The following is a 20,500-nucleotide window of genomic DNA, read 5'->3' on the forward strand; positions in this document are numbered from 1 at the left end:
ACTGAAGAGCTAAAAGCGTATTAGCGTTTGTTGTCTGGATGCCTAGGGCAGTCGCTGCACAGTTGGCGTCCACTACATTTATAAACCAGGCAGCAGCTGGTTCTGGTCAGTTTCAGCTCGCGAGATTGCGGTAGGTATCAAAGTGAGTAAAGCCGCTTTAAATTCGATTACAGATCGCGGTTCTCGGCGAATTTTTCTAGTCCGAGAACTAGTCCGATCGCACATAGCATTAGAATTATCGCGATACCCAGTTGCGCAGGTTGGGAGGTGAGAGCTTCAAAATCTGACGGGGAGAGGTTGTGCTGAATCAAAGGAACCTGTTCTCCTTTGGAATTAGCACGCCAGCTGATGGTCTCTTTCCATGGCCAGATCTTTGGCAATGTACCGAGCATGAGGCCAGTCAAGAACACCAATGTGAGGTCGCGGAAGCGCTTTAGCAGCCAAGAAAGAACGTGAGAAAAGCTCAGAAGGCCAATCACACAGCCAGACAAAAACAGCAGTAGGATTGGCAGATCAAAGGATTTTACCGCGCCGAGTATCGGGGTATACATTCCGATCAGAAGCAGGATAAAGCTGCCAGAAATTCCCGGTAGGATCATCGCACAGATAGCAATGCCGCCTGCGAAAAGGACGTTGATATTGGTCGGCTCTAACTGAAGTGGATTTAACACCGTAATGCTGTAGGCGAATGCAACCCCTAACGCGAGGAAGACTAAGCGGCTTAGGCTACGTTGTTCGATCTGTTTGAGCATATGGAACACAGAAACCAGAATCAGACCAAAAAAGAATGACCACAGAGGGATTGGATGAGTCACCAACAGCCAAGAAATGAGTTTTGCCAATGTCGCAATACTGGTCAGTACCCCACCAAACAGTGAGATAAGAAACAAACCGTTAATATGTTGGAAAGCCGCTTTGAATCCATCTTGCTTCCAAATCCCGATTGCCGATGGGTTAATGCGTCGAATGCTCTCAAGCAAGGTGTCGTAGATGCCAGTGATAAACGCAATCGTACCGCCCGAGACTCCAGGTACAACATCAGCCGCGCCCATCGCGATGCCTTTTAGAAAAGTCGTTAGATAGTTCATTATTGAAGGTTAACTAAATTTTGGTGCAGAGAGTATATCGGCTAAGAGATGAAAAAAGTATGAAAAATCATACTAGAGCCAATTATTGATAGGAGTATAGTTTAATATGTATTTGCAAATTATTGCAAAATGCAATTTTCATTTTGCATTTTGAAATGGTTATTTGGGCAAAAAGTGTGCTTTAGAACAAAAAACAACGTACTTTTAAAGTTGGCACGTTAAGTGCATATATCAGAGTGACCCTTCTTAAGCCGAGGGTCACCTAGCCAACTGACGTTGTTAGTGAATGGATTTTGTTCACACTATATATAAGCCAATCGCACTATTGCGGTTGGCTATTTTTTTGCCTGCCTATCAGTTTTTACCTAAGTTTACATAGTCACAAAGTGTGAATTTTGCGTCTGCACTCGACAAGTAGAGGCAATATTATTAATAATTAGGGGCAATATTATTAATAATGTGCGCTTTCATTTTCAAAACCCGCGTCGTTTTCGTTGGGTTAACTGTTGAATCGAGCATCTTGAGGCTGTTTGAATAAGGACAAATTTCAATAGAAAAGTTGAACCATTGAGCAATTGCTCCTCAGAGTCAAATAGGGCTCTGTACTCGTTAAGGAAGATGAGTGAATAACTAAAAAGAGGTTATATGAATCAGATAATTTCAGTTGGACCGCTAGAATCTTTCTTAATCGCAATCAGCGTTTTATTCCTAGGGCACTTTGTAAATTCCAAACTTCCGATCTTGAAGAAGTTTAATATCCCTGAGCCGATTGTTGGTGGTCTTATCGTCGCAGTTATCATCACAATAATGCACTTCAATGGCATTAATCTCGAGTTCTCTCTGCCGTTGCAGAAAGTCTTTATGCTAATGTTCTTTAGCACCGTTGGTCTCGCTGCCAATTACACTCAGTTGATGAAAGGTGGAGCGAAGGTATTCATCTTCCTTGCAGTCGCTTCGTTTTATATCATCATTCAGAACGGCGTTGGTGTCTCGATGGCGACCGCGCTAGGCCTAGATCCTTTGATGGGGCTTATTGCTGGCTCGATTACTCTGTCTGGCGGACATGGCACTGGTGCCGCTTGGTCACAAACCTTTTCCGATAACTACGGCCTGACTAATACTCTCGAAATCGCGATGGCTTCTGCCACTTTTGGTTTGATTATTGGCGGTATTATTGGTAGCCCAGTTGCGCAGAAGCTGATCAATAAAAATGGCTTTGAATCAGAGTATGGTTCAGGCACACAGACTCACGCACGCTTTCCGGAACTCGTGACATACAACGAATATGAAGAAGATAAGGTGACGGCAAAAAAGGTCATCGAGATTCTTTTTATTCTGCTAATTTGTGTCACTGGTGCCAAGTATTTGGAGCAGTGGGTCGTGAGTTTCAACATTAGTTGGCTGATGATACCTGACTTTGTTTATGCGCTGTTTATTGGCGTGTTTATTACCAATGTATTGGAAGTGAGCAAAACCCATAAGATTGATGCCGAAACTGTTGATATTTTGGGTACGGTTTCTCTGTCACTGTTTTTAGCAATGGCGCTAATGAGTCTGAAACTATGGAACATTTTTGACCTTGCGATTCCATTTTTAGTCATTCTCGCTGTGCAGTCTGTGGTGCTAGGGCTTTTCTCTTATTTTGTGACCTTTAAAGTGATGGGCTCTAACTATGATGCGGCAGTAATGGCTGGTGGACATTGTGGCTTTGGTCTTGGAGCGACACCGACAGCGGTAATGAATATGGGGTCTTTGGTCAATAAATACGGTCCATCGCCACAGGCATTTATGGTGGTTCCAATTGTTGGAGCGTTCTTTATCGACATAGTGAACTTAATCATTCTACAAGGCTACATCTCGTTTATCGGTTAAACAAATCGGTAAATAAAAACGCCCTGCTAATTGAGCAGGGCGTTTTTTTATATGTGAGATTAGCGCAAGGTTAGTTTGGTGCCATTGAACTTTAAGTGGCCTAGGAGGATCTTGGCATTGTTCTTCCCATCATCAGTGAATGCGACACCATAGCGTGCGTAATGGAGTGAACGTTGGAGGTTACACACCTTGCCAAATAGGGGCTCAAAGCGTGGGCCTTTGGGAGTATTTAGCTGAACATGAAGAGCAATCTCTTCGCCAACTTGAAAAGGTCGACTTAACGGCGCCGTGATAAAGCGACAACCGCCTTTCGACAAGTCTCGAATTTCGCACTCTAGCCTGTGAGTGTTAGCTTCGACACGTGCTGAAAGATTCACTTCGAAACGAGGCTCTTTGCGTAACTGTGTCACTTGCATCGTTTTAGGTACAGACAAAGCGACCATTGGCACTGGAGCCGTCAGCACATGTTGCAGTTGTCCACGGAAATGCACGACAGCCCCTTCACCGCGAGGTGAGATCGCACGTATCGTTGCCCAGAAACCTTCTTGAAAGAAATACTCTAAGTCATCATCAGAAATCTTTGGCAGTTCTGCTAACACAATGTTGTTGGAATGCGTGCCAATAAAAGAGGTTTTACAACGAAAGCTTGTACCAACAGGCGTTGAAATCCCGATCGTCAACTCACCACCATGTTCAATCATGGCTAGCGCATCGGTACTATTTAAAATAGAAACATTCTTATCGTTTGAGGAGCGAACTGTATGCTCCTTATGCGCCACCGCTGAGTTATTCATCTAGCCTCCATTGCTCCCACAATCATTATTCTTTTTACGTGTGGGTCTTTTTTTGGTCATCTGACCTGTGAATTTTATACGGTCGGATAGAGTCAATTCTATGTGTGGTTTGCTAATTGTTCAAACATCAAATCTGACAATAAATTAGACGTGCCTATCATTTTTGAGAGATTCATTCAGCCAAAAGTGCAAGTAGTATGAATAAAACTCACAATTTTTGCATGGATTAAGTGGGCTGGTCACGATAAGGCTTACCCCTAAGGGTAAGCCTAAAGTTGTATTTACGCTTTAATTCGCGCCATATAGTAGGTGTCGATTAGTTCACCATAACGGGATTTAGATTCGCGATAAAGCTTTGTTTTAACATTTTTTTTGACAGACGATTGAGGCTGACAAGTACTTAGAGACGGGTTTTGAGCCCTAAAGTAAAATTTGCAAATCTGATTGTTTGTTCTCTGCAAGCGATCTAATGTAACAACTTGTTTACTTGAGGAACCCGTCATGAATCAATCTGCGAGTTGGAAAACACCGCAAAACTTCCTGTTACTTATCTCGATTGTTGTCCCCATTGCTTTTTCTAGCTGGATGGCCTTGCTGAACAACTTTGTTATTGAAAGGGCGAATTTTGACGGTTCAGATATTGGCCTTTTACAGAGTGTACGAGAGATCCCAGGTTTTCTAGCCTTCACCGCAGTCTTTGTGTTGCTGTTTATTCGAGAGCAACGTTTTATGTTGCTGTCACTTGGCGCTTTGACTATCGGTACCGCGATCACCGGATTTTTCCCTTCGGTTTTTGGTCTGTTGTTGACCACGTTGCTGATGTCTACGGGTTTCCACTATTTTGAGACACTCAAGCAATCCCTCTCTTTGCAATGGCTGAGCAAAGAGGAGGCACCAGAGATGCTTGGTAAATTTATCTCTATCGGTGCACTGGCTTCATTGGTGACTTACGGCGCGCTATGGATTTGTCTAGAAGTTTTAGTGATGGACTTTCAATGGGTCTATCTCACTTTTGGTGGGGCGGGCTTCTTACTGGTGATGTGGATGGCATTCGCTTTCCCTCAGTTTGAGACGCATGTCCAGCAAAATAAAAAGCTAGTGCTGCGTAAGCGATACTGGCTCTACTATGCACTGACCTTTATGAGCGGTGCTCGCCGCCAGATCTTCACTGTGTTTGCTGGCTTTTTGATGGTAGAGAAGTTTGGCTATTCAGCGGCAGACGTAACCATGTTATTCCTGATTAACTATTTGTTTAACTTCTTGTTTGCCAAACGGATTGGTAAATTTATTGGTCAAGTGGGTGAGCGTAAAGCACTGATGTTTGAATACACGGGCTTGATTTGTGTGTTTGTTGGTTATGCGTTAGTGGAAAGCGCAGAGTGGGCCGCCGCTTTGTACGTGGTTGATCACCTATTCTTTGCCCTGGCACTCGCAATAAAAACCTATTTCCAGAAAATCGCCGATCCGGCTGATATGGCATCGACCGCTGGGGTTTCATTCACCATCAATCACATCGCCGCTGTGTTTATTCCAGTCACCTTCGGCTTTATTTGGCTAGTGTCACCCGCAGCAGTCTTTTACATTGGTGCGGTAATGGCTTTCGTTTCATTTATACTGTCGCTCAACATTCCTAAGTTGCCGCAAGAGGGCAACGAAGTCCGTATTTTGAATTGGAGTTAAACAGCGATGGAAAGTATCTAACTTGATGGTTCTTGGTTAAATCTCGTTTGAAGATAGTCTACAAACGCTTTGATCTGCTTAGGAATGAACTTTGATTGGGCATATTGTGCGATAACTTGTCCCTGATAATTGCCGCCGATATGCCACTCTTCGAGCAGTTCAACAACTTGACCTGAGTCGAGATATTCTTGAATCGCAAATTCGGGAAACACCGAGATCCCAATTCCCCTCAATACTGCCTCGCGACGAATTTCACTGTGGTTAACCGCGAACGAGCCTCTAGCGTTGATCGAATACTTTTGTTCACCTTGGGTGAAATCCCATACACGGTCACGAGGGTTCTCCCCTAAGCACAGACAGTTATGAGCGTGTATATCTTCTGGATGCTCAGGGATGCCATTTTTTTCCACATAAGCCGGACTTGCACAGAGTACTAGACGGTACTGAGTCAGAGTTCGTGCTACCAGGCCTATGTTGGGTTTATCCGTAATATGGATGATGACATCGACTTCATCGCCAATGGGGTCGATATAGTGATCGGCCACTTTGAGCTGTAAACTGACCTTGGGATACGCCTCGATAAAGTCGAGAATCATTGGCATCAAAATCTGACGGGAGAGCGCTTTGGGGGCGGCAATTCTCAGTACGCCAGAGACTTCTGATTTGTCTGTTTGCGCCGCAGACACGGCCATTTTGGCCGAATACATCATATCGGCGCAAAGACTATACACTTCTTGTCCCGTTACGCTCAGACGCATCTGACGTGTTGTCCGCTCCAGTAACTTTTCTTCCAGTGTGTTCTCTAGGCGTGTAATCGAACGGCTGACCGAAGAAGGGGAGACGCCAAGTTTCTTCGCCGTTTTAGAAAAGCTGCCAGACTCCACTACGTTGACGAAGATGGCCATTTCCGAGAGCAGTGGAATAAGCTTATTTGTGTCCATGGTGCAAAAATCCTTTGCAATACAGCCATATTGTTTCACTTAAGTTACTTATGGATACTAGTGTAGTCAACAATGAAATCCCACTTATGGAGCGACATTGTGGACAAGTTAACGACTTACTCAGTGATCAATTTTTCAGGTGTTGTGTATCGCCTGATGCGGGTAAGGCTAGGGTTGTCAGGGCATCAAGCCTCTACTGAGAATAAAATCGGTGGGGTGTGAGATGGATACAGATCTGTTTGAACGCCACTTGATGGCGATTGCCGGATTGCTTGAGCATCACCACTACGTTTTCATTAGCGGTCGTCAAATGACTCATATGCTGGAAACGAATGTTGTTGAGGTCATCCGTTTTAAGAAATGTTGGGACAATCTAGAGCTGGATAGGTATATCTCAGGTGGCGCAATGTATCGTCATCGTCGATACGGTCAGTTTACAAAGCGCGCGACGCTTGAGGAGCTTACGCTGCTGCCGCATCAACCCTTCTACCAGCCTACGTGTTTCAACTCGATCAGCGGAGGGATCGAGCGAACTTTTGCCCCGTTGACGCAAACATTTGTTCAGTCACCAGTCCTAAACAAACTCTTACTATTGCTGAGCGTTATTTTTGATTTAGCAGAGAGTAAGCCAACGGATTGGGTGATCGGAGTACATCCTCAACGAATAGTGGCTGAAGGAGTCAATCAGGGGTTATCTACGCCAGAGGGACTTCATCGCAACGGAGTAAGTTATATCGCGTCCATGCTGTTAAAAAGAAACAATGTTGTCGGTGGGGATACGACAGTTACCGATAGCAAACACAATCTGTTGGAGTGCCTCGCCTTAGATAATCCCTTAGATATGGTGTTGGCTGACGATAGACATACCATGCATGAGGTGTCACCCATTACCTCATTATGTCGAGAAAGATGCGCGTACCGGGATGTACTCGTAGTGACCTTTACCAAGATGGAGAATAAATATGACAGCCACAACGGATCAACTGGAAAAAGGAACTTTCAGGCTACCGTTAACTGAATTGATGTTGCTTCTTGTCGCCATATTCTGGGGAACCAGCTATGGTCTGACGAAAAGTGCTCTAGTGTATACCAGTGTTTTGGTATTCATTTCTATCCGTTTTTCGATCACTTTTTTATGTATGCTACCTGTAGTGATTCGAGACTTTCGCCGAGGGTTGAATAAAGACTGGAAGATCGCCCTCCCCACCGGTCTTATCCTGTCGGCGATTTTTTTCTGTGAAGTGTTTGGGGTTTCACAAACCTCAGCATCCAATGCGGCGTTTTTGATCAGTTTGTCGGTGATATTGACGGCATTTTCGGAGCTGGTCATTAATAAGAAAAGAGTTAGCAATACTTTATGGCTACTGACACTCTGTAGTGTTGTAGGTGTACTGCTATTGACCAGTAATCAAGGTATAGAATTATCGCTAAACAGTGGCGATTACTTTATTCTGGCTGCCGCTCTATTACGTGCCTTGATGGTGACATTGACTAAGCGTTTTACTGAAGGTAAAGAGATCACCACCAGTACCTTAACCTCCCTTCAATCTTTGGTTGTTGCTTGTGTGGCTATCGTCTGCGCGGTGACGTATTTGCCCGCCACTGAGTTTGTGATTCCGACCAGTCCTGAATTTTGGATGACAGTGGCATACCTTGTCTTATTCTGTACTCTGTTTGCGTTTTATGTGCAGAACTATGCTGTACGTCGAACTTCGCCAACGCGAGTCTCGCTACTGATGGGAAGCGAGCCATTATTTGGTGCGATTTTCGCAATGGTGTGGTTGCAAGAGTCTTTAACCACTTTGCAAGTGGCTGGTGGGTTACTGATCTTATTCAGTGTCATCGTGACGTCGACCAAAGAAAGCTAGTCCTCTAATATTCAGGAACAAAAATTCAGCGTTGATGACTACTCTATTACATGGTTCCATATTAAAGTAGTCTCCAATAACAAACATAAGGCGTGCAGTGGATGTACGCCTTTCTTCGCTGAGGATGAAAATGACCAAACCGCTGAACGAATGTATTGTGCCTATGTATCCAACGATTCAGGCTTTGGATGTCAATGCGCTTGAACCAGGAGAGCATAAGTTCTGGTTTGCGGTTGCTACGGATGCGATTGGTCATCCACAAACCCTGCCTGTTCGGGTCTTTAAAGGGACCAAGCCGGGTAAACGTATCATGATCACAGCAGGCGTTCATGGCGATGAACAAAACGGTATACTGACTGCGCAGAAGTTAGCTCGCGAACTGGAGGGACAAGAACTTTCGGGGTGCGTGACGATTGTACCTGCGGTTAATTTATCGGGTATTGCTCGCCATAGCCGCGATTTTCATTCCGCTGCGCCAGACAGTTCATCAGCCAACCTCAACCGAGTTTTTCCCGGTAACCCTCATGGTGATGATGCTAGCCGTTATGCGTATAGCCTGTGGGAAAACTTACTAAAACCCAATGCGGATCTCGCTATTGATCTCCACTCTCAAACCAGTGGTAGTGCTTATCCTCTTTATGCTTTTGCCGATTACCGTATTGAAGATGCTATTCGAATGGCACGACTCATCAACCCTGATGTGATTCTCAACGATCCGGGCGATCCTGGCATATTGGAAACGGTTTACAATCGCGCTGATATTCCATCCATTACCATTGAAGTGGGAGTGGGTCGGTACACTGATCTGGAGATGGTTGAACGTGCCACGACAGGTGTGCTCAATGTTTTGCGTTGTTACCAATTGCTTGATGGTGATGTCGCAGAGACAAACAGTGAGTGCGTGGAAGGCAATACGATTACCAGTGTCAGAGCAGAACAAGGGGGATTTGTAATTTGCCATGTTGAGTTGCTGGAAGCGGTCACACTCGGTCAGAAACTCGCGACTCAATACAACAGTTTTGGTGATGAAATACAGACCTACTACTCACCAACAGCGGGTGTGGTCATTAGCCATAACGTGGAATCTGTGCGTGCGCCAGGTTCTCTGGTCGTTCGATTGATCCACTAAGTTGGGGATGATAGTGCCGACTTTCTTCAATTCACTGGATAAGATCATCTTTGCCTCCACTCTGTCACTTTCGTGATCCTAATTCTGAAGTTTACCAATAGTAGAAAATCACCAAGCTGAGTTGAGAGTCCTTTCACAGTTTATTAATCGTTTGAATTTAAGCTACAAAATCACCTGTCTTACTATTCAAAATAAAAACTAGGATTTCTCTATGAAGAAAAAACTCCTTGCCCTCGCTCTTGGTAGCGTCATTTGCTTAGCTTCTGCCCCACACACTTTTGCTGCTAATGATAGAGCAATTGTCTCTGACAGTGACTACGCCCAACTTATCACTAAACGCCAAGTTGTAGACCAACTACTCAATGACGCAGTACAGGCGTTTAAATCCCCAGCCCGTATTTCTCATGCTGGGTTCACCGCCAAAATGCCAAGCAATATGGAAACCGTCACCGACCGTTTACTAGAAGCTTACCAACTGGAACCGTACCGTACTGATTTGCTTATCTCGGCAGCGAATGCGCAGATCTACAACAAGAATGTAGATAAAGCGATTGAGCTATTTGAACAAGCGCTATCCGTTGCGCCACAAGACGTCGACCTGCACGCTTACCTTGCGGTTTGGCAGCGCTTTAACAACAATCAAGCTGAGTCAGAGAAGCACATGGAGACACTCGCTAAGTTAAATGCAGGCAAAGCATCAGACATAAAGCGAATCTTTGCAACCGTTGATCGCGTGTTAGCTACCCCGCTTAAAAAACAAGCCAACAAAGGTCAACTAGGTGATCATGGTGCTATTGTCACTTTAGGTTATGCATTGAACCCAGATGGCTCTATGCATCAGATACTTATCGAGCGCCTAGAAACGACATTACAAATGGCGAAGGACAACCCAGACGCTTTAATTGTGTTGACCGGTGGCGTGCCTAAAAATCATAAGACCGAAGGTAAGCTAATGGCTGACTGGTTAATTGAAAAAGGCATCAAGAAAGAACGAATTATTGAAGAAAATTACGCGACCAGCACGGTGGGTAATGCGCTCTTTAGTAGCTATGCACTAGCGCGCCACAATATTCAACATGCGACTATTATTAGCTCCGCAAGTCACGTTCGCCGTGGTCAAACTCTATTTGAGATTGCTAGTTGGCAGACTGGTCCACAAGACATTACTTTTGATACGGTCAGTTACCCAGACAAGCCACTTAAAGAGCTTGAACAAGCCAGTAACAGTGAACTCCTTGGAATCTATCGCGACGCTTTAAGAACATATGGTATGTGGAGCTATCGTTCATACCCACTTGAATCACGTTAAGCCGCACGGACGCTAAAGAGCCTCTTTCGGCTGGTTTTTTAATGCCCATACGCTTAACGCCACCCCCTTTGATAATGAACTGAGTGAGAAACTCTGCCGCCTGGGGGGAATCTCTTCAATACGCCAATCTTGGTAACCCAGTTCACTCTGAGTTGATTTACTTGAATTGAACACGCGACAGAGGACTTGGTGGCTGCTACTTGCCATTGAACTGTGCTCGATACTGTTGTGGTGACACTCCAACAAGACGACGAAAGTGATGGCGTAAGGTCGTCGCATTTTCAAATCCAGACATGTTCGCGAGTCGCTCGATTGAATGTGCCTCTCCCTCCAACAGTCCTTTTGCGCGCTCGATACGTTGTTGAGTTAGCCACTCTTTAGGCGATAGGTTGAAGCTGGCGCGAAACTTACGGTCAAAAGTGCGTCGTGACATATTGGCTTTGTCAGCTAGGGTGTCAACCGTGATGCTTTTATCAAGCTGACTATTGGCCCAGTCGATTGCGGCTGAAAACTGATTGGGTACTTCTAACATAGGGGTTTCGACGAACTGTGCTTGTCCACCTAAACGGTGAGCCGAGATCACCAGTCGCTTTGCCACTTGATTGGCAATGTTATAGCCGTAGTCGCTACGAATTACAGCGAGGCCAAGGTCGAGTGCTGCCGCGCTTCCCGCAGAACATCCAATGTTGTCGTCAAAGACGTAAAGCACATCTGGCTGATAGTGAACGAGAGGGAATTGCTGGCGAAACTTCTGCTCGTACATCCAATGTGTGGTTGCTGTTTTTCCATCAAGCAAACCTAATCGTGCTAGTAAAAATGAGCCAGAACATAGTGTGAGTACTTGCTTACCTTCTTGTATGAACAAGGTGATCTGTCGGTTGATTCTATCAGGAATCGGGTAATCCCAAGTGGGCCATCCAGGAATGATCAGCGTGTCGTAAGATTGCAGAGACTCAACGTATTGAGCGCGAAACAGCAAGTTTCCAGTGGTCTGAATGTCGCTGTCTTGCAAATTGACAACGTCAGTTTGGTACCAGTTTTCGAACTCAGGTCTTGGTAGAGCAAACAATTCTATCGCACACGACATTTCGAACAGAGTGACATGTGTATGGGCGAGGATCGCGACTTTTTTCATCTTCATTCCTTGAGATAACCAGCTTGGCTGAAAATTAACGATAACTGTCTTTTACGCCAATGTCACCTGCTACGATTTGACGGCAAGATAGTATTGTCATCAATCACACAAGGAGTACGTAATATGTCGAGTGCAGTATCAAGAGTGGCGGCGGCGAACAGCCAAGAGGCGTTGGCTCATTTTGAGCAACGACTAAAGTTTGAAACAGATTGCTGGGATGTGCACCACGCGTTGACCAATGGATTACAGGATTTTGTCTTAGTCGATGTCAGAGCGGAAGTGCTGTTTGAACAAGGACATGTGGACGGGGCGATCAGCATTCCGCATCCAAGGCTCAATGAGAAGCGCTTGGCTGAGTTTCCATCAGAGACGTTGTTTGTTGTCTATTGTGCAGGACCACACTGCAATGGGACGGAAAAAGCAGCGATACGATTGGCTAAGTTAGGACGGCCGGTCAAGAAAATGATTGGTGGTGTTACGGGTTGGCTAGATGAAGGGTTTGAACTCGTTCCCTGCTTGGTTGAACAGCAGTAAACATGCATCCAATGCATAGTGGAATTGACCAAATGTCATTTGAGTCATTGCGCGTCGATCCCTACACTTCGCGCTCTTTGTTAAACCCACGCTGAGAATTTGAATCATGTTTTCTCAATCACTTTTCGCTCAGCTTGTGAGAATGAGCTTGTTGCTAATATTGTCTCTGATTGTTGTTCACCACTCTCCAACTTTGTTGGATCTGTTGGCACAACAAGCCGTTGATAGTGGTTGCCACCAGACATTAGGCGATCAAGCCAGCCATTCTCATGATCATCATCACTAAGGTACTGCGATGAGTATTTTTCGATTTCCCGTTATGGTTTGGCTAGGTGTTGCCATTCTGATTATCTGTCTAGGGATTAGACAATCTTTCGGTATCTTTATGATGCCAATTTCTGAACATTTTCAGACAGGACGCGAATTTTTTAGTTTTGCCATTGCGTTGCAAAACTTATTATTTGGCGTGTTTCAACCGGTTGTTGGCATGGCATCAGATCGATATGGTGCTAAGCGCATCATTATCCTTGGTGCCATCGCCTATGGCTTAGGTTTATACCTGACCTCTATCGCTATGGAGCCTAGCTTGCTTTACCTTTCTCTTGGGGTATTGGTGGGCTTAGGTTTAAGCGCAACCAGTTATGTGATTGTTTTGGGTGCTGTCGCTAAAGTCGTGCCTGCTGAACATGCCGCTAAAGCGTTTGGCCTGACTACGGCGGCGGGTTCATTTGGTATGTTTGCCATGATTCCAGGAGCACAAGCTTTGCTAACGGATTTTGGTTGGCAAGCCGCGCTTCAAGCTTTTGCTCTTTTGTGTAGCACTATGATCGCGTTTGCACTGTTTATGAAAAGCAGTATGCCGAAGCAAGCTACGTCCGTCGGCAGTGTTGAAGAGAATCAGACGCTGAAACAAGCATTGCAAGAGGCGTTTTCTCACAAGGGGTATTGGTTGATCCACCTTGGCTTCTTTGTTTGTGGTTTTCACGTTATGTTTATCGCCACTCACCTGCCAAGCTACCTTGCTGACAAGCAATTACCGGCTTCCGCAGCCGCAATGGCTTTGGCGTATGTGGGTATATTTAACATCTTTGGCTCCTATTTTTGGGGAGTAATGGGTGACCGATTTAATAAGCGTCATGTAATGGCTGCGCTGTACATCATGCGTACCTTGGTGATCGGAGCTTTTGTAACCTTGCCTGTTACTGAACATACTGCCGTTATATTTGGTGGGGCAATTGGCTTTTGTTGGTTGGGAACCGTGCCTTTGACGTCGGGGCTAGTGCGCCAGATCTTTGGAGCCAAATATCTCTCCACCCTGTACGGCTTGGTATTTTTTACTCACCAAGTAGGGAGTTTTTTGGGGGCTTGGGCTGGTGGCCGTATTTACGATTACTACGGCTCCTATGAGCCAATCTGGTGGTCGACTGTGGTATTGGCTTTTGCTGCTGCGCTGATTCATCTGCCAATTAATGATAAGCCAGTACAACGTTATGCCGTTGCGTAATAAATGAAAATAGTGAGTCCGTTTTAATCAAACTTCGATTATGATGGACTCATTCTAATTCTCATCTTTGTTATTTATATGTTCGCTGAATGGGTCTCGTCAGAAGCATTGATTGCTGCTTTTCTTATCTTTTTGGGGTCGTTTGTTCAAACGGCGATAGGATTTGGTTTAGCGATTGTTGCTGCGCCACTGTTGATTTTAGTTTCACCTGATTATGTCCCCGCGCCTATCTGTTTGGTGGCTCTGTTTATTTCAATACTCAATGCACTTAAACATCGTGCGAGTGTCGAGATTGGTGGTCTAAAAATGGCGTTGATAGGGCGAGTTCCGGGGTCTATTGCTGGTGGCGTATTGTTAGTCATGGTGTCCACTGATGTGATGACACTCTGGCTCGGGTTATTGGTGTTGTTCGCGGTGGTGGTGAGCCTGCTCCCATTCCGTATCGAGCCGACGCCAATGCGAATGGGCGTCGCTGGCTTTTTCTCCGGTTTTTTTGGCACGAGTTCAGCGATAGGCGGCCCTCCAATGGCATTATTGCTGCAACATCAGGAAGCGAATCAACTACGAGGCAATCTTTCTGCGTTTTTTGTCTTTAGTTCGTTTATCTCATTGCTTATTCAAATGCCGGCAGGGTTTTTGACACTCCATCACCTCTGGATCAGCGTGCCACTCATCCCAGCGGCTTGGATCGGTTACAAGCTCGCTCAGTTGACGACTCACTCATTGCCAAAAGAGAAAATTCGTTTTGGTGCGCTATTGTTGTGTAGTATCAGCGGCGCAACCGCAGTCTGGCAGGGTTTGTCTTAAACTGTTCATGTTAGGTTAAGGAACGATCCTGATACTGGTCGCTAGTAAGGAAGGCACGTTCAAGCTCATTTTATACACCCTTCCTAGTACTGAAGTACGATGATTGCTCAGTGGCTAAGGTTTTTCACAAAGGAGAGAGTCAGTGTTAAGAACACTTGGAAACATAATTTGGTTCCTGTGCGGTGGTATCGTCATGGGTTTAATGTGGTGGTTTTTTGGATTGCTGGCGTTTATCAGTATTATTGGCATCCCTTGGGGACGAGCGTGTTTCGTTATGGGCAACTTCTCTTTCTTCCCGTTTGGGCAAGAAGCTATCGCTCGTGATGAGCTGACTAATGAGACAGATATAGGTACCAGCCCGTTGGGACTGGTGGGTAATATCATCTGGTTTGTTTTCGCCGGTATTTGGTTGGCGATAGGACATATCATGTCCGCAGTGGCCTGTTTTATTACCATCATTGGTATTCCTTTCGCGCTCCAACACTTAAAGTTGGCGTACATTTCTCTCGCGCCAATTGGTAAAACAGTGGTGCCGAAAGAGCAGGCTGCGTTAGCAAGATACTCTAAGTAGCAATTAGCCTGTTGATGGCGTCATTGAAGAAAAGATCCCTAATGGGATCTTTTCTGTTTTTGGCGATTATTAGGCGAAAAGTCGAACCAGAAACCGCTCAAACTTTATTCATTTAGTGCGGGGGATGAGCTAAGCAAATGATTGCTTAGGTTTTTTTATGGTCAAATCTGAGCAGTGGATACTATCTGTTGCTGCCCAAGCATGAAGAGAGTACACGCATCACGCATCAGGTTGATTGGCTGGTACAGTGAGCGACGATTAATACGCCTTGATACCAAAAGGTTTTAGTTTAGCTGGCAGCACTTCGTCCAGCTTGTCTATCTCATCAGGGAACACCTCTATTAGTGCAAAATGATGCTCCTCATAGATGGCTCTAATTTTATGCTGCTGTTTTTCTGGAGTTGTCGCGTTGTCGTCACCCCAATATTGAAGATAGACTTTTCCGGTTGGCAGATAAAAATCACTCAGTACATCTTGTTCAATCGGTAGCTGACGGTCATAGGCATGGACGACACCATTCATGTAAAGCCAATTATCGATGATCAGTTCTGCTTTAGAGCGCACATAGTGCCCGTCTAGCGTGCGATGCTTAGCTTCGAACTTTTGCCTGAAACTCGACAACGACTTGTCCGTAGCGTGCGCTTGGGCATCTTGCCCTGAGAACTCAATAACTGACTGCCTCAAACGTTTGTTGCGAACAATCGAGTCATGCCAAACGACAAAGTGTTGTTCACGCTCTTTGTCTTCGCGCTGATAACCGCCTACAGTGAGACCAGACGCAGTGACATGCCAGCCATTGTCGCCTTTGGTGATCCAACCCAATTCCTGTAGTAACTGATTGACCTTTTTCGCGCTGAGAGAAAAGCGTTGACCAATTTGGGTGGCGCTCATGGTTTTACCGCTGGTGGCGGTGGAATCGATAAGGAGGTTTTCTGGCCAAACAATAAACTGGCCAAATTTAGTATGATCGATGTACTCACCACCAAATTTAATCCCAAGCTCTGTCAGAACCCAGCCATCATTTGAGCGATTGATATACCCTGCAACTTTAAGGTCGCTAAACAGCTTCTTAGCATCCATTTCACGTTGTTTTGCCAAGGCGGTGGTAGAGATTTTGTCTGACATTCTATTCTCCTTATCATTGATGCTATTGTTAAATCAAAGCCCCGTTTAATCAAGAAGATATAGGAAAATAATAGACTTGCTGTCGACAATGTAGTGCGCTAAAAAGTGTCGGTTAGAGCCTGATGGGAGTTGCACAGAGCCAAGGAGGAGAGTCCCTCCTGACTCACTATTGATAGAGTATCCCGTCAACCATTACGGCCTGGCTTTGGTAGTCGTCATCCAGTATGGTTGCGGCCGCACGGAAATGGGGCTGGAGCATTCCAAGATCGTCGCAATGAAGCGCTTGAGCTGGGTAGGTTGCGGCCATTTTTAACGCTTCTTCTTCGTCAATTCCCCATCGGATGACATTCGCCACAGATTGATCCATGCCAATATGGGCTCCCGCCAAACTGCCTCGACTGTTAACCAGTTTATTGTTAACTACCTTGATCGTTTCTCCATCGAGAACAAACTGATTGGTTTTGCTACCCACTGTCGCCATTGCGTCTGTGACGATCAGCAGTTTCCCTTGTGGCTTCGCCTTGTGAGCAAGCATTACGTTTTGAGGATGAACATGGATCCCATCAGTAATGATCGAGCACCAGCTATGATCTGAGTAGAGTGCTGTACCAACCACGCCCGGCTCGCGACCTTCTAAGGGAGACATTGCATTAAACAGATGGGTAAAACCATTGATAAGCAGCCGTTTTTCATCTGGCAGTTGAGCCGCTTTGGCGTTGCTGTGACCACATGACAGAATAACCTGATGCTCTTTCATCCACAGTAGTGCGGAGCGGTCGATATTTTCTATCGCGGCGGTGACCAGAACCTTGCCTTGTTTAGGCCATTGGAATGATTCGAGTTGCTCTACCGTTGGTGAGTAAAACAAGTTGGCATCGTGCGCCCCTTTCTTCTCTTTATTTAACCACGGCCCCTCTAAATGAACACCCAGTACACCAGCAACCGACTCTTCCATCGCCTGCTGCGTGGCGTTGAGGGCATGTTGAATATTTTCAGGTGTCGAGCTAATGAGTGTTGGCAGTAAATAGGCAGTACCATGTTTTCTATGGGCTTGACATATGGTTGCCATTCCGAGTGTTGTAATGTCATTGTTGAACATCACATCGCCACCACCATTAACTTGTATATCGATAAATCCAGGGGCGATTAAACCCGTCGGGAAATGTTGATGCTCTATTTCATTAGGCAATTCACCAATAGGGAGTATCGAGGCTATCTGGTTTTCCTCCCAGACTAAGGCGCAATTATAGTGGTAGTGATTTCCATCGAAAATTCGTGGTGCAGATATCGCTTTAAGCGTCATGATTTACTCTCCAAACTGAAATGCAGCACCAAGTAAGCAGGCGTCATAATCGCCTTTGGCTGCCACAACAGGCACTTGAAATACCGCTGGACGACGTTTTATCGCTTGATCGACACGAGCAATATAGTTCTTTGCCAGCCCGATGCCGCCCCCTAAGACAATGACATCGAGATCCAAACATGCTTTTAAGTTACAGCATAGTAGTGCAATGGCTCGTGCGCTTTGGTCAATGATCGCTTCGGCGTCGGCATTGGTCTGCGCTTGTTCGAACAGTTCAATGTTTGATACTGGTGAGGAAAAGCGTTGTTCGCTCGCTCTTTGGATAGCGGTTCCGGAAGCGATAGCTTCAACACATCCCATTTGACCACAGCCACATTTAGGGCCGGTTAGAGATACTGACATATGTCCTATATGTCCAGCGAGTCCGGACTGACCTTGATGCAATTTCCCATCGATTATAATCCCACCACCCACTCCGGTTGATACAGTAATGAACGCCATGTTTTTCACTTGATCATCCAACTGAGTATATTCGAACCATGCAGCGGCCTGTGCGTCATTCAGCATTTGAACAGGCAGTCTGACGTGTTTTTCTATAGCCTGAACTAAAGGAAAGGGAGCGGGAAAGGCGAGGGTATCGGGATTAATGGCACTTATTCCCAGCTCAGTCACTAAACCTGTGGTTGAAATCCCGATATTGTCGCACTCTTTTACCCAATCACTGCTGCTCGTGAGTAGAGTGTGGGCAAAGAGATCGACATCGTTGACAAGCGGTGTCGAGATTTGTCTACGCTCAATTAACACGCCTTGTTCAACCAGCCCTAAGGCGATTTTTGTCCCTCCGATGTCGATTGCTAATGTGCGCATTCCTTTGCTCCTGCTGCCTGAGTGGCTGAGTTAAACCATTGAGTGACGATTTCAAGACGAGTGATAGCAGAACCGACCGTCACTGCCGTTGCCCCACACTCAATGGCTTTAGCCGCTAACTCAGGTGTGTTGTATCGTCCTTCTGCCATTGTAAAGAATCCAGCTTGTGAAAACTGTTTGACTAACTGCAAATCTGGTTCTGTTGGTTCAGTCTCTCCAACGTAACCCGATAATGTTGAACCGATTATTTCCACTCCTTGTTGATGAGCCCAAGCACCATCTTCAAAACAAGAACTGTCAGCCATTGCGATACAACCTGAATTTTTGATGGCTTGAGCGATATGTTCTCTGCTTTCAGGACGTGGTCGATCAGTGGCGTCGAATGCGATGATCGTTGCCCCAGCGTTAGCTAAGTCATCAACGTCACTGGCAAAAGGTGTGATGCGGACAGGACTGTCCTGCAAGTCACGTTTCACTATTCCAATAATTGGTACACTGACGGCTGCTGAGACTGCTTTGACATTTTTTACACCCTCGATACGAAATGCTTTAGCCCCGGCTTGTTCAGCTGCAACCGCCATGGCGACGATAAAATCGGTGTTTTCTAAAGGACTGCCTACCACTGGTTGTATCGATACTACGGTTTGACCGAGCAGAGACTGCTTTAATTCATTGATACTTATACTTTTTGTGTTCACAACGGGCCTCGTAACTTGAGTAATGCTAGTGCGGAGTGAAGGAGAAAGAAACCGTCACAATTCGTCCAATCAGTGTGCCAATTGATATGTCTGGCGAATTTTTGTCCGCGATCACATTTTGTAAAAAGTTGATTTGAAAATAATCTTCATGGCAATAATAATCCATAACGAAGATTTTTTTCAAACGAAATAAAAGTTTTTTTTGAAAATGGTGAAACCAGGTATAAATCGTATAAAAAGGGAACAATATGAAAGCCATCAATAAGATTACTCTCGCTCTGCTGGCCCTAAGCTGTGCCACTAGTCTACAAGCCGCTACAACACTGAAAATGGGGATGCAAGCCTCAGTCGGCTCTGTGGAGTACGCTTCAGCTAAACTCTTGGCGGACACCATGGAGGAGATGAGTAAAGGCGAACTGAAACTCGCTCTTTATCCGAGTGCACAGCTTGGTGATGACCGCGCGATGCTACAGCAGTTAAGCATGGGTGATTTGGACATTACTTACGCAGAGTTTGGCCGCATGGGTCTTTGGATTCCACGTGCTGAAGCCGTGACACTGCCTTATGTTGCCCGTGATTTCGAACATTTACGCCGTATGTTCGATTCAGATTTTGGTATTGGAATCCGTGAAGAGATGCTGTCCAAGTTCAACTGGCGCGCTCTCGATACTTGGTACAACGGCACTCGCGAAACCACTTCTAACCGTCCTCTTAATTCAATTGAAGACTTCAAAGGTCTGAAATTACGCGTACCTAATGCTAAGCCAAATCTAAACTACGCTAAGTTGTCTGGTGCATCGCCAACACCAATGGCATTTTCGGAAGTTTACTTAGCCCTTCAAACGAATGCGGTAGATGGTCAGGAAAACCCATTACCAACGATCAAAACCATGAAGTTCTATGAGGTTCAGGGCAACCTTGCCATGACCAATCACATTGTCAATGACCAGATGGTGATCATCTCGGAATCCACTTGGCAAAAACTGTCTGACAAAGAGAAGAAAATTGTCGAAGACGCGGTGATGAAAGCTGGTGAAGCGCATACGGCTTCAGTTAAGAAGCAAGAAGCGGAATTGGTTTCATTCTTTGAAGAGCAAGGGGTTAACGTGACATATCCCGATTTAGCGCCTTTCCGTGAAGCGATGCAGCCACTCTATGCTGAGTTTGAAGATAAGGTGGGTCAGCCTATCGTTAAGAAACTCGCGGCTATGTAAGAGAGTAGCGTTAGCTATTTTCGTTTGTTCGGGCTGGCCGTAAAGGCCAGCCATGGAGCTC

Annotated in this window: 21 protein-coding genes and 1 pseudogene; 13 read left to right on the forward strand and 9 right to left on the reverse strand. The window is 45.6% G+C overall.

Features of this window, described 5'->3' with window-relative positions; genetic code table 11:
• Positions 1–20: 20 nt before the first annotated feature.
• Together QTN95_RS06400 and QTN95_RS06405 are read right to left on the reverse strand one after the other, a co-directional pair.
• A pseudogene (locus tag QTN95_RS06400) lies at positions 21–125 on the reverse strand ((2Fe-2S)-binding protein); the annotation flags it as partial.
• A 42-nt stretch (positions 126–167) separates the two neighbouring features.
• Positions 168–1,088: a DUF368 domain-containing protein gene (locus tag QTN95_RS06405; protein ID WP_331416801.1), complete on the reverse strand. Its 921-nt coding sequence runs from the start codon at positions 1,086–1,088 to the stop codon at positions 168–170.
• Between the two features lie 645 nt (positions 1,089–1,733).
• Between QTN95_RS06405 and gltS the strand changes: the two genes are divergently transcribed.
• Positions 1,734–2,960, forward strand: a complete 1,227-nt coding sequence (gene gltS, locus QTN95_RS06410) for a sodium/glutamate symporter (protein WP_331416803.1) — start codon at positions 1,734–1,736, stop codon at positions 2,958–2,960.
• A 59-nt stretch (positions 2,961–3,019) separates the two neighbouring features.
• On the opposite strand, the gene QTN95_RS06415 is transcribed toward gltS, so the two are convergent.
• The gene (locus QTN95_RS06415) at positions 3,020–3,754 is read right to left on the reverse strand and encodes a flagellar brake protein (RefSeq protein ID WP_331416804.1); all 735 of its coding nucleotides are present in this window, start codon (positions 3,752–3,754) and stop codon (positions 3,020–3,022) included.
• Positions 3,755–4,255: 501 nt separating this feature from the next.
• Here QTN95_RS06415 and QTN95_RS06420 point away from each other — a divergent pair.
• Positions 4,256–5,434: an MFS transporter gene (locus tag QTN95_RS06420; protein WP_331416805.1), complete on the forward strand. Its 1,179-nt coding sequence runs from the start codon at positions 4,256–4,258 to the stop codon at positions 5,432–5,434.
• Between the two features lie 17 nt (positions 5,435–5,451).
• On the opposite strand, the gene QTN95_RS06425 is transcribed toward QTN95_RS06420, so the two are convergent.
• A complete protein-coding gene (locus QTN95_RS06425) occupies positions 5,452–6,375 on the reverse strand; it encodes a LysR family transcriptional regulator (protein ID WP_331416806.1) in 924 nt (307 codons plus the stop codon).
• Between the two features lie 99 nt (positions 6,376–6,474).
• Here QTN95_RS06425 and QTN95_RS06430 point away from each other — a divergent pair, with 99 nt between their 5' ends.
• The 5 genes from QTN95_RS06430 (at position 6,475) to QTN95_RS06450 (ending at position 10,681) form a co-directional block, all read left to right on the forward strand.
• A complete protein-coding gene (locus tag QTN95_RS06430; RefSeq protein WP_331416807.1) occupies positions 6,475–6,597 on the forward strand; it encodes a hypothetical protein in 123 nt (40 codons plus the stop codon).
• Positions 6,587–7,393, forward strand: a complete 807-nt coding sequence (locus QTN95_RS06435) for a 2OG-Fe dioxygenase family protein (protein ID WP_331416808.1) — start codon at positions 6,587–6,589, stop codon at positions 7,391–7,393. The genes QTN95_RS06430 and QTN95_RS06435 overlap by 11 nt, the downstream gene beginning before the upstream one ends.
• A complete protein-coding gene (locus QTN95_RS06440; RefSeq protein WP_331416809.1) occupies positions 7,338–8,243 on the forward strand; it encodes a DMT family transporter in 906 nt (301 codons plus the stop codon). The genes QTN95_RS06435 and QTN95_RS06440 overlap by 56 nt, the downstream gene beginning before the upstream one ends.
• A 130-nt stretch (positions 8,244–8,373) precedes the next feature.
• On the forward strand, positions 8,374–9,372 hold the full coding sequence (locus QTN95_RS06445; RefSeq protein WP_138972667.1) for a succinylglutamate desuccinylase/aspartoacylase family protein: 999 nt from the start codon (positions 8,374–8,376) through the stop codon (positions 9,370–9,372).
• A 211-nt stretch (positions 9,373–9,583) separates the two neighbouring features.
• The gene (locus QTN95_RS06450) at positions 9,584–10,681 is read left to right on the forward strand and encodes an ElyC/SanA/YdcF family protein (protein ID WP_331416810.1); all 1,098 of its coding nucleotides are present in this window, start codon (positions 9,584–9,586) and stop codon (positions 10,679–10,681) included.
• Between the two features lie 196 nt (positions 10,682–10,877).
• On the opposite strand, the gene QTN95_RS06455 is transcribed toward QTN95_RS06450, so the two are convergent.
• On the reverse strand, positions 10,878–11,816 hold the full coding sequence (locus tag QTN95_RS06455; protein ID WP_331416811.1) for a helix-turn-helix domain-containing protein: 939 nt from the start codon (positions 11,814–11,816) through the stop codon (positions 10,878–10,880).
• A 123-nt stretch (positions 11,817–11,939) separates the two neighbouring features.
• Between QTN95_RS06455 and QTN95_RS06460 the strand changes: the two genes are divergently transcribed.
• The 5 genes from QTN95_RS06460 to QTN95_RS06480 all read left to right on the forward strand — a co-directional run bounded on the left by QTN95_RS06460 (position 11,940) and on the right by QTN95_RS06480 (position 15,232).
• A complete protein-coding gene (locus QTN95_RS06460) occupies positions 11,940–12,350 on the forward strand; it encodes a rhodanese-like domain-containing protein (RefSeq protein WP_331416813.1) in 411 nt (136 codons plus the stop codon).
• Between the two features lie 106 nt (positions 12,351–12,456).
• Complete coding sequence (locus QTN95_RS06465) at positions 12,457–12,636, forward strand: hypothetical protein (protein WP_138972671.1); 180 nt, start codon at positions 12,457–12,459, stop codon at positions 12,634–12,636.
• 9 nt (positions 12,637–12,645) lie between these two features.
• Complete coding sequence (locus QTN95_RS06470) at positions 12,646–13,854, forward strand: MFS transporter (RefSeq protein WP_331416814.1); 1,209 nt, start codon at positions 12,646–12,648, stop codon at positions 13,852–13,854.
• Between the two features lie 78 nt (positions 13,855–13,932).
• Positions 13,933–14,661, forward strand: a complete 729-nt coding sequence (locus QTN95_RS06475) for a sulfite exporter TauE/SafE family protein (protein WP_269375809.1) — start codon at positions 13,933–13,935, stop codon at positions 14,659–14,661.
• A 142-nt stretch (positions 14,662–14,803) separates the two neighbouring features.
• Positions 14,804–15,232 carry a YccF domain-containing protein gene (locus QTN95_RS06480; protein WP_138972674.1) on the forward strand — a complete coding sequence of 143 codons (429 nt, stop codon included), beginning with the start codon at positions 14,804–14,806 and terminating at the stop codon, positions 15,230–15,232.
• 258 nt (positions 15,233–15,490) lie between these two features.
• Here QTN95_RS06480 and QTN95_RS06485 read toward each other — a convergent pair whose 3' ends face one another.
• The 4 genes from QTN95_RS06485 to QTN95_RS06500 form a co-directional block, all read right to left on the reverse strand.
• The gene (locus QTN95_RS06485; RefSeq protein WP_331416815.1) at positions 15,491–16,357 is read right to left on the reverse strand and encodes a glycerol kinase; all 867 of its coding nucleotides are present in this window, start codon (positions 16,355–16,357) and stop codon (positions 15,491–15,493) included.
• 166 nt (positions 16,358–16,523) lie between these two features.
• The gene (gene nagA, locus QTN95_RS06490; RefSeq protein ID WP_331416816.1) at positions 16,524–17,660 is read right to left on the reverse strand and encodes an N-acetylglucosamine-6-phosphate deacetylase; all 1,137 of its coding nucleotides are present in this window, start codon (positions 17,658–17,660) and stop codon (positions 16,524–16,526) included.
• A gap of 3 nt (positions 17,661–17,663) precedes the next feature.
• The gene (locus QTN95_RS06495; protein ID WP_331416817.1) at positions 17,664–18,527 is read right to left on the reverse strand and encodes an N-acetylmannosamine kinase; all 864 of its coding nucleotides are present in this window, start codon (positions 18,525–18,527) and stop codon (positions 17,664–17,666) included.
• Positions 18,515–19,225: a putative N-acetylmannosamine-6-phosphate 2-epimerase gene (locus QTN95_RS06500; RefSeq protein WP_443088799.1), complete on the reverse strand. Its 711-nt coding sequence runs from the start codon at positions 19,223–19,225 to the stop codon at positions 18,515–18,517. Before QTN95_RS06500 ends, QTN95_RS06495 begins: the two co-directional genes overlap by 13 nt.
• A 248-nt stretch (positions 19,226–19,473) precedes the next feature.
• Here QTN95_RS06500 and QTN95_RS06505 point away from each other — a divergent pair, with 248 nt between their 5' ends.
• A complete protein-coding gene (locus tag QTN95_RS06505; RefSeq protein WP_331416818.1) occupies positions 19,474–20,439 on the forward strand; it encodes a sialic acid TRAP transporter substrate-binding protein SiaP in 966 nt (321 codons plus the stop codon).
• The last annotated feature ends 61 nt before the right edge of the window (positions 20,440–20,500 follow it).

It is taken from the genome of Vibrio sp. M260112 (genome assembly GCF_036533775.1).
GTDB lineage: Bacteria > Pseudomonadota > Gammaproteobacteria > Enterobacterales > Vibrionaceae > Vibrio.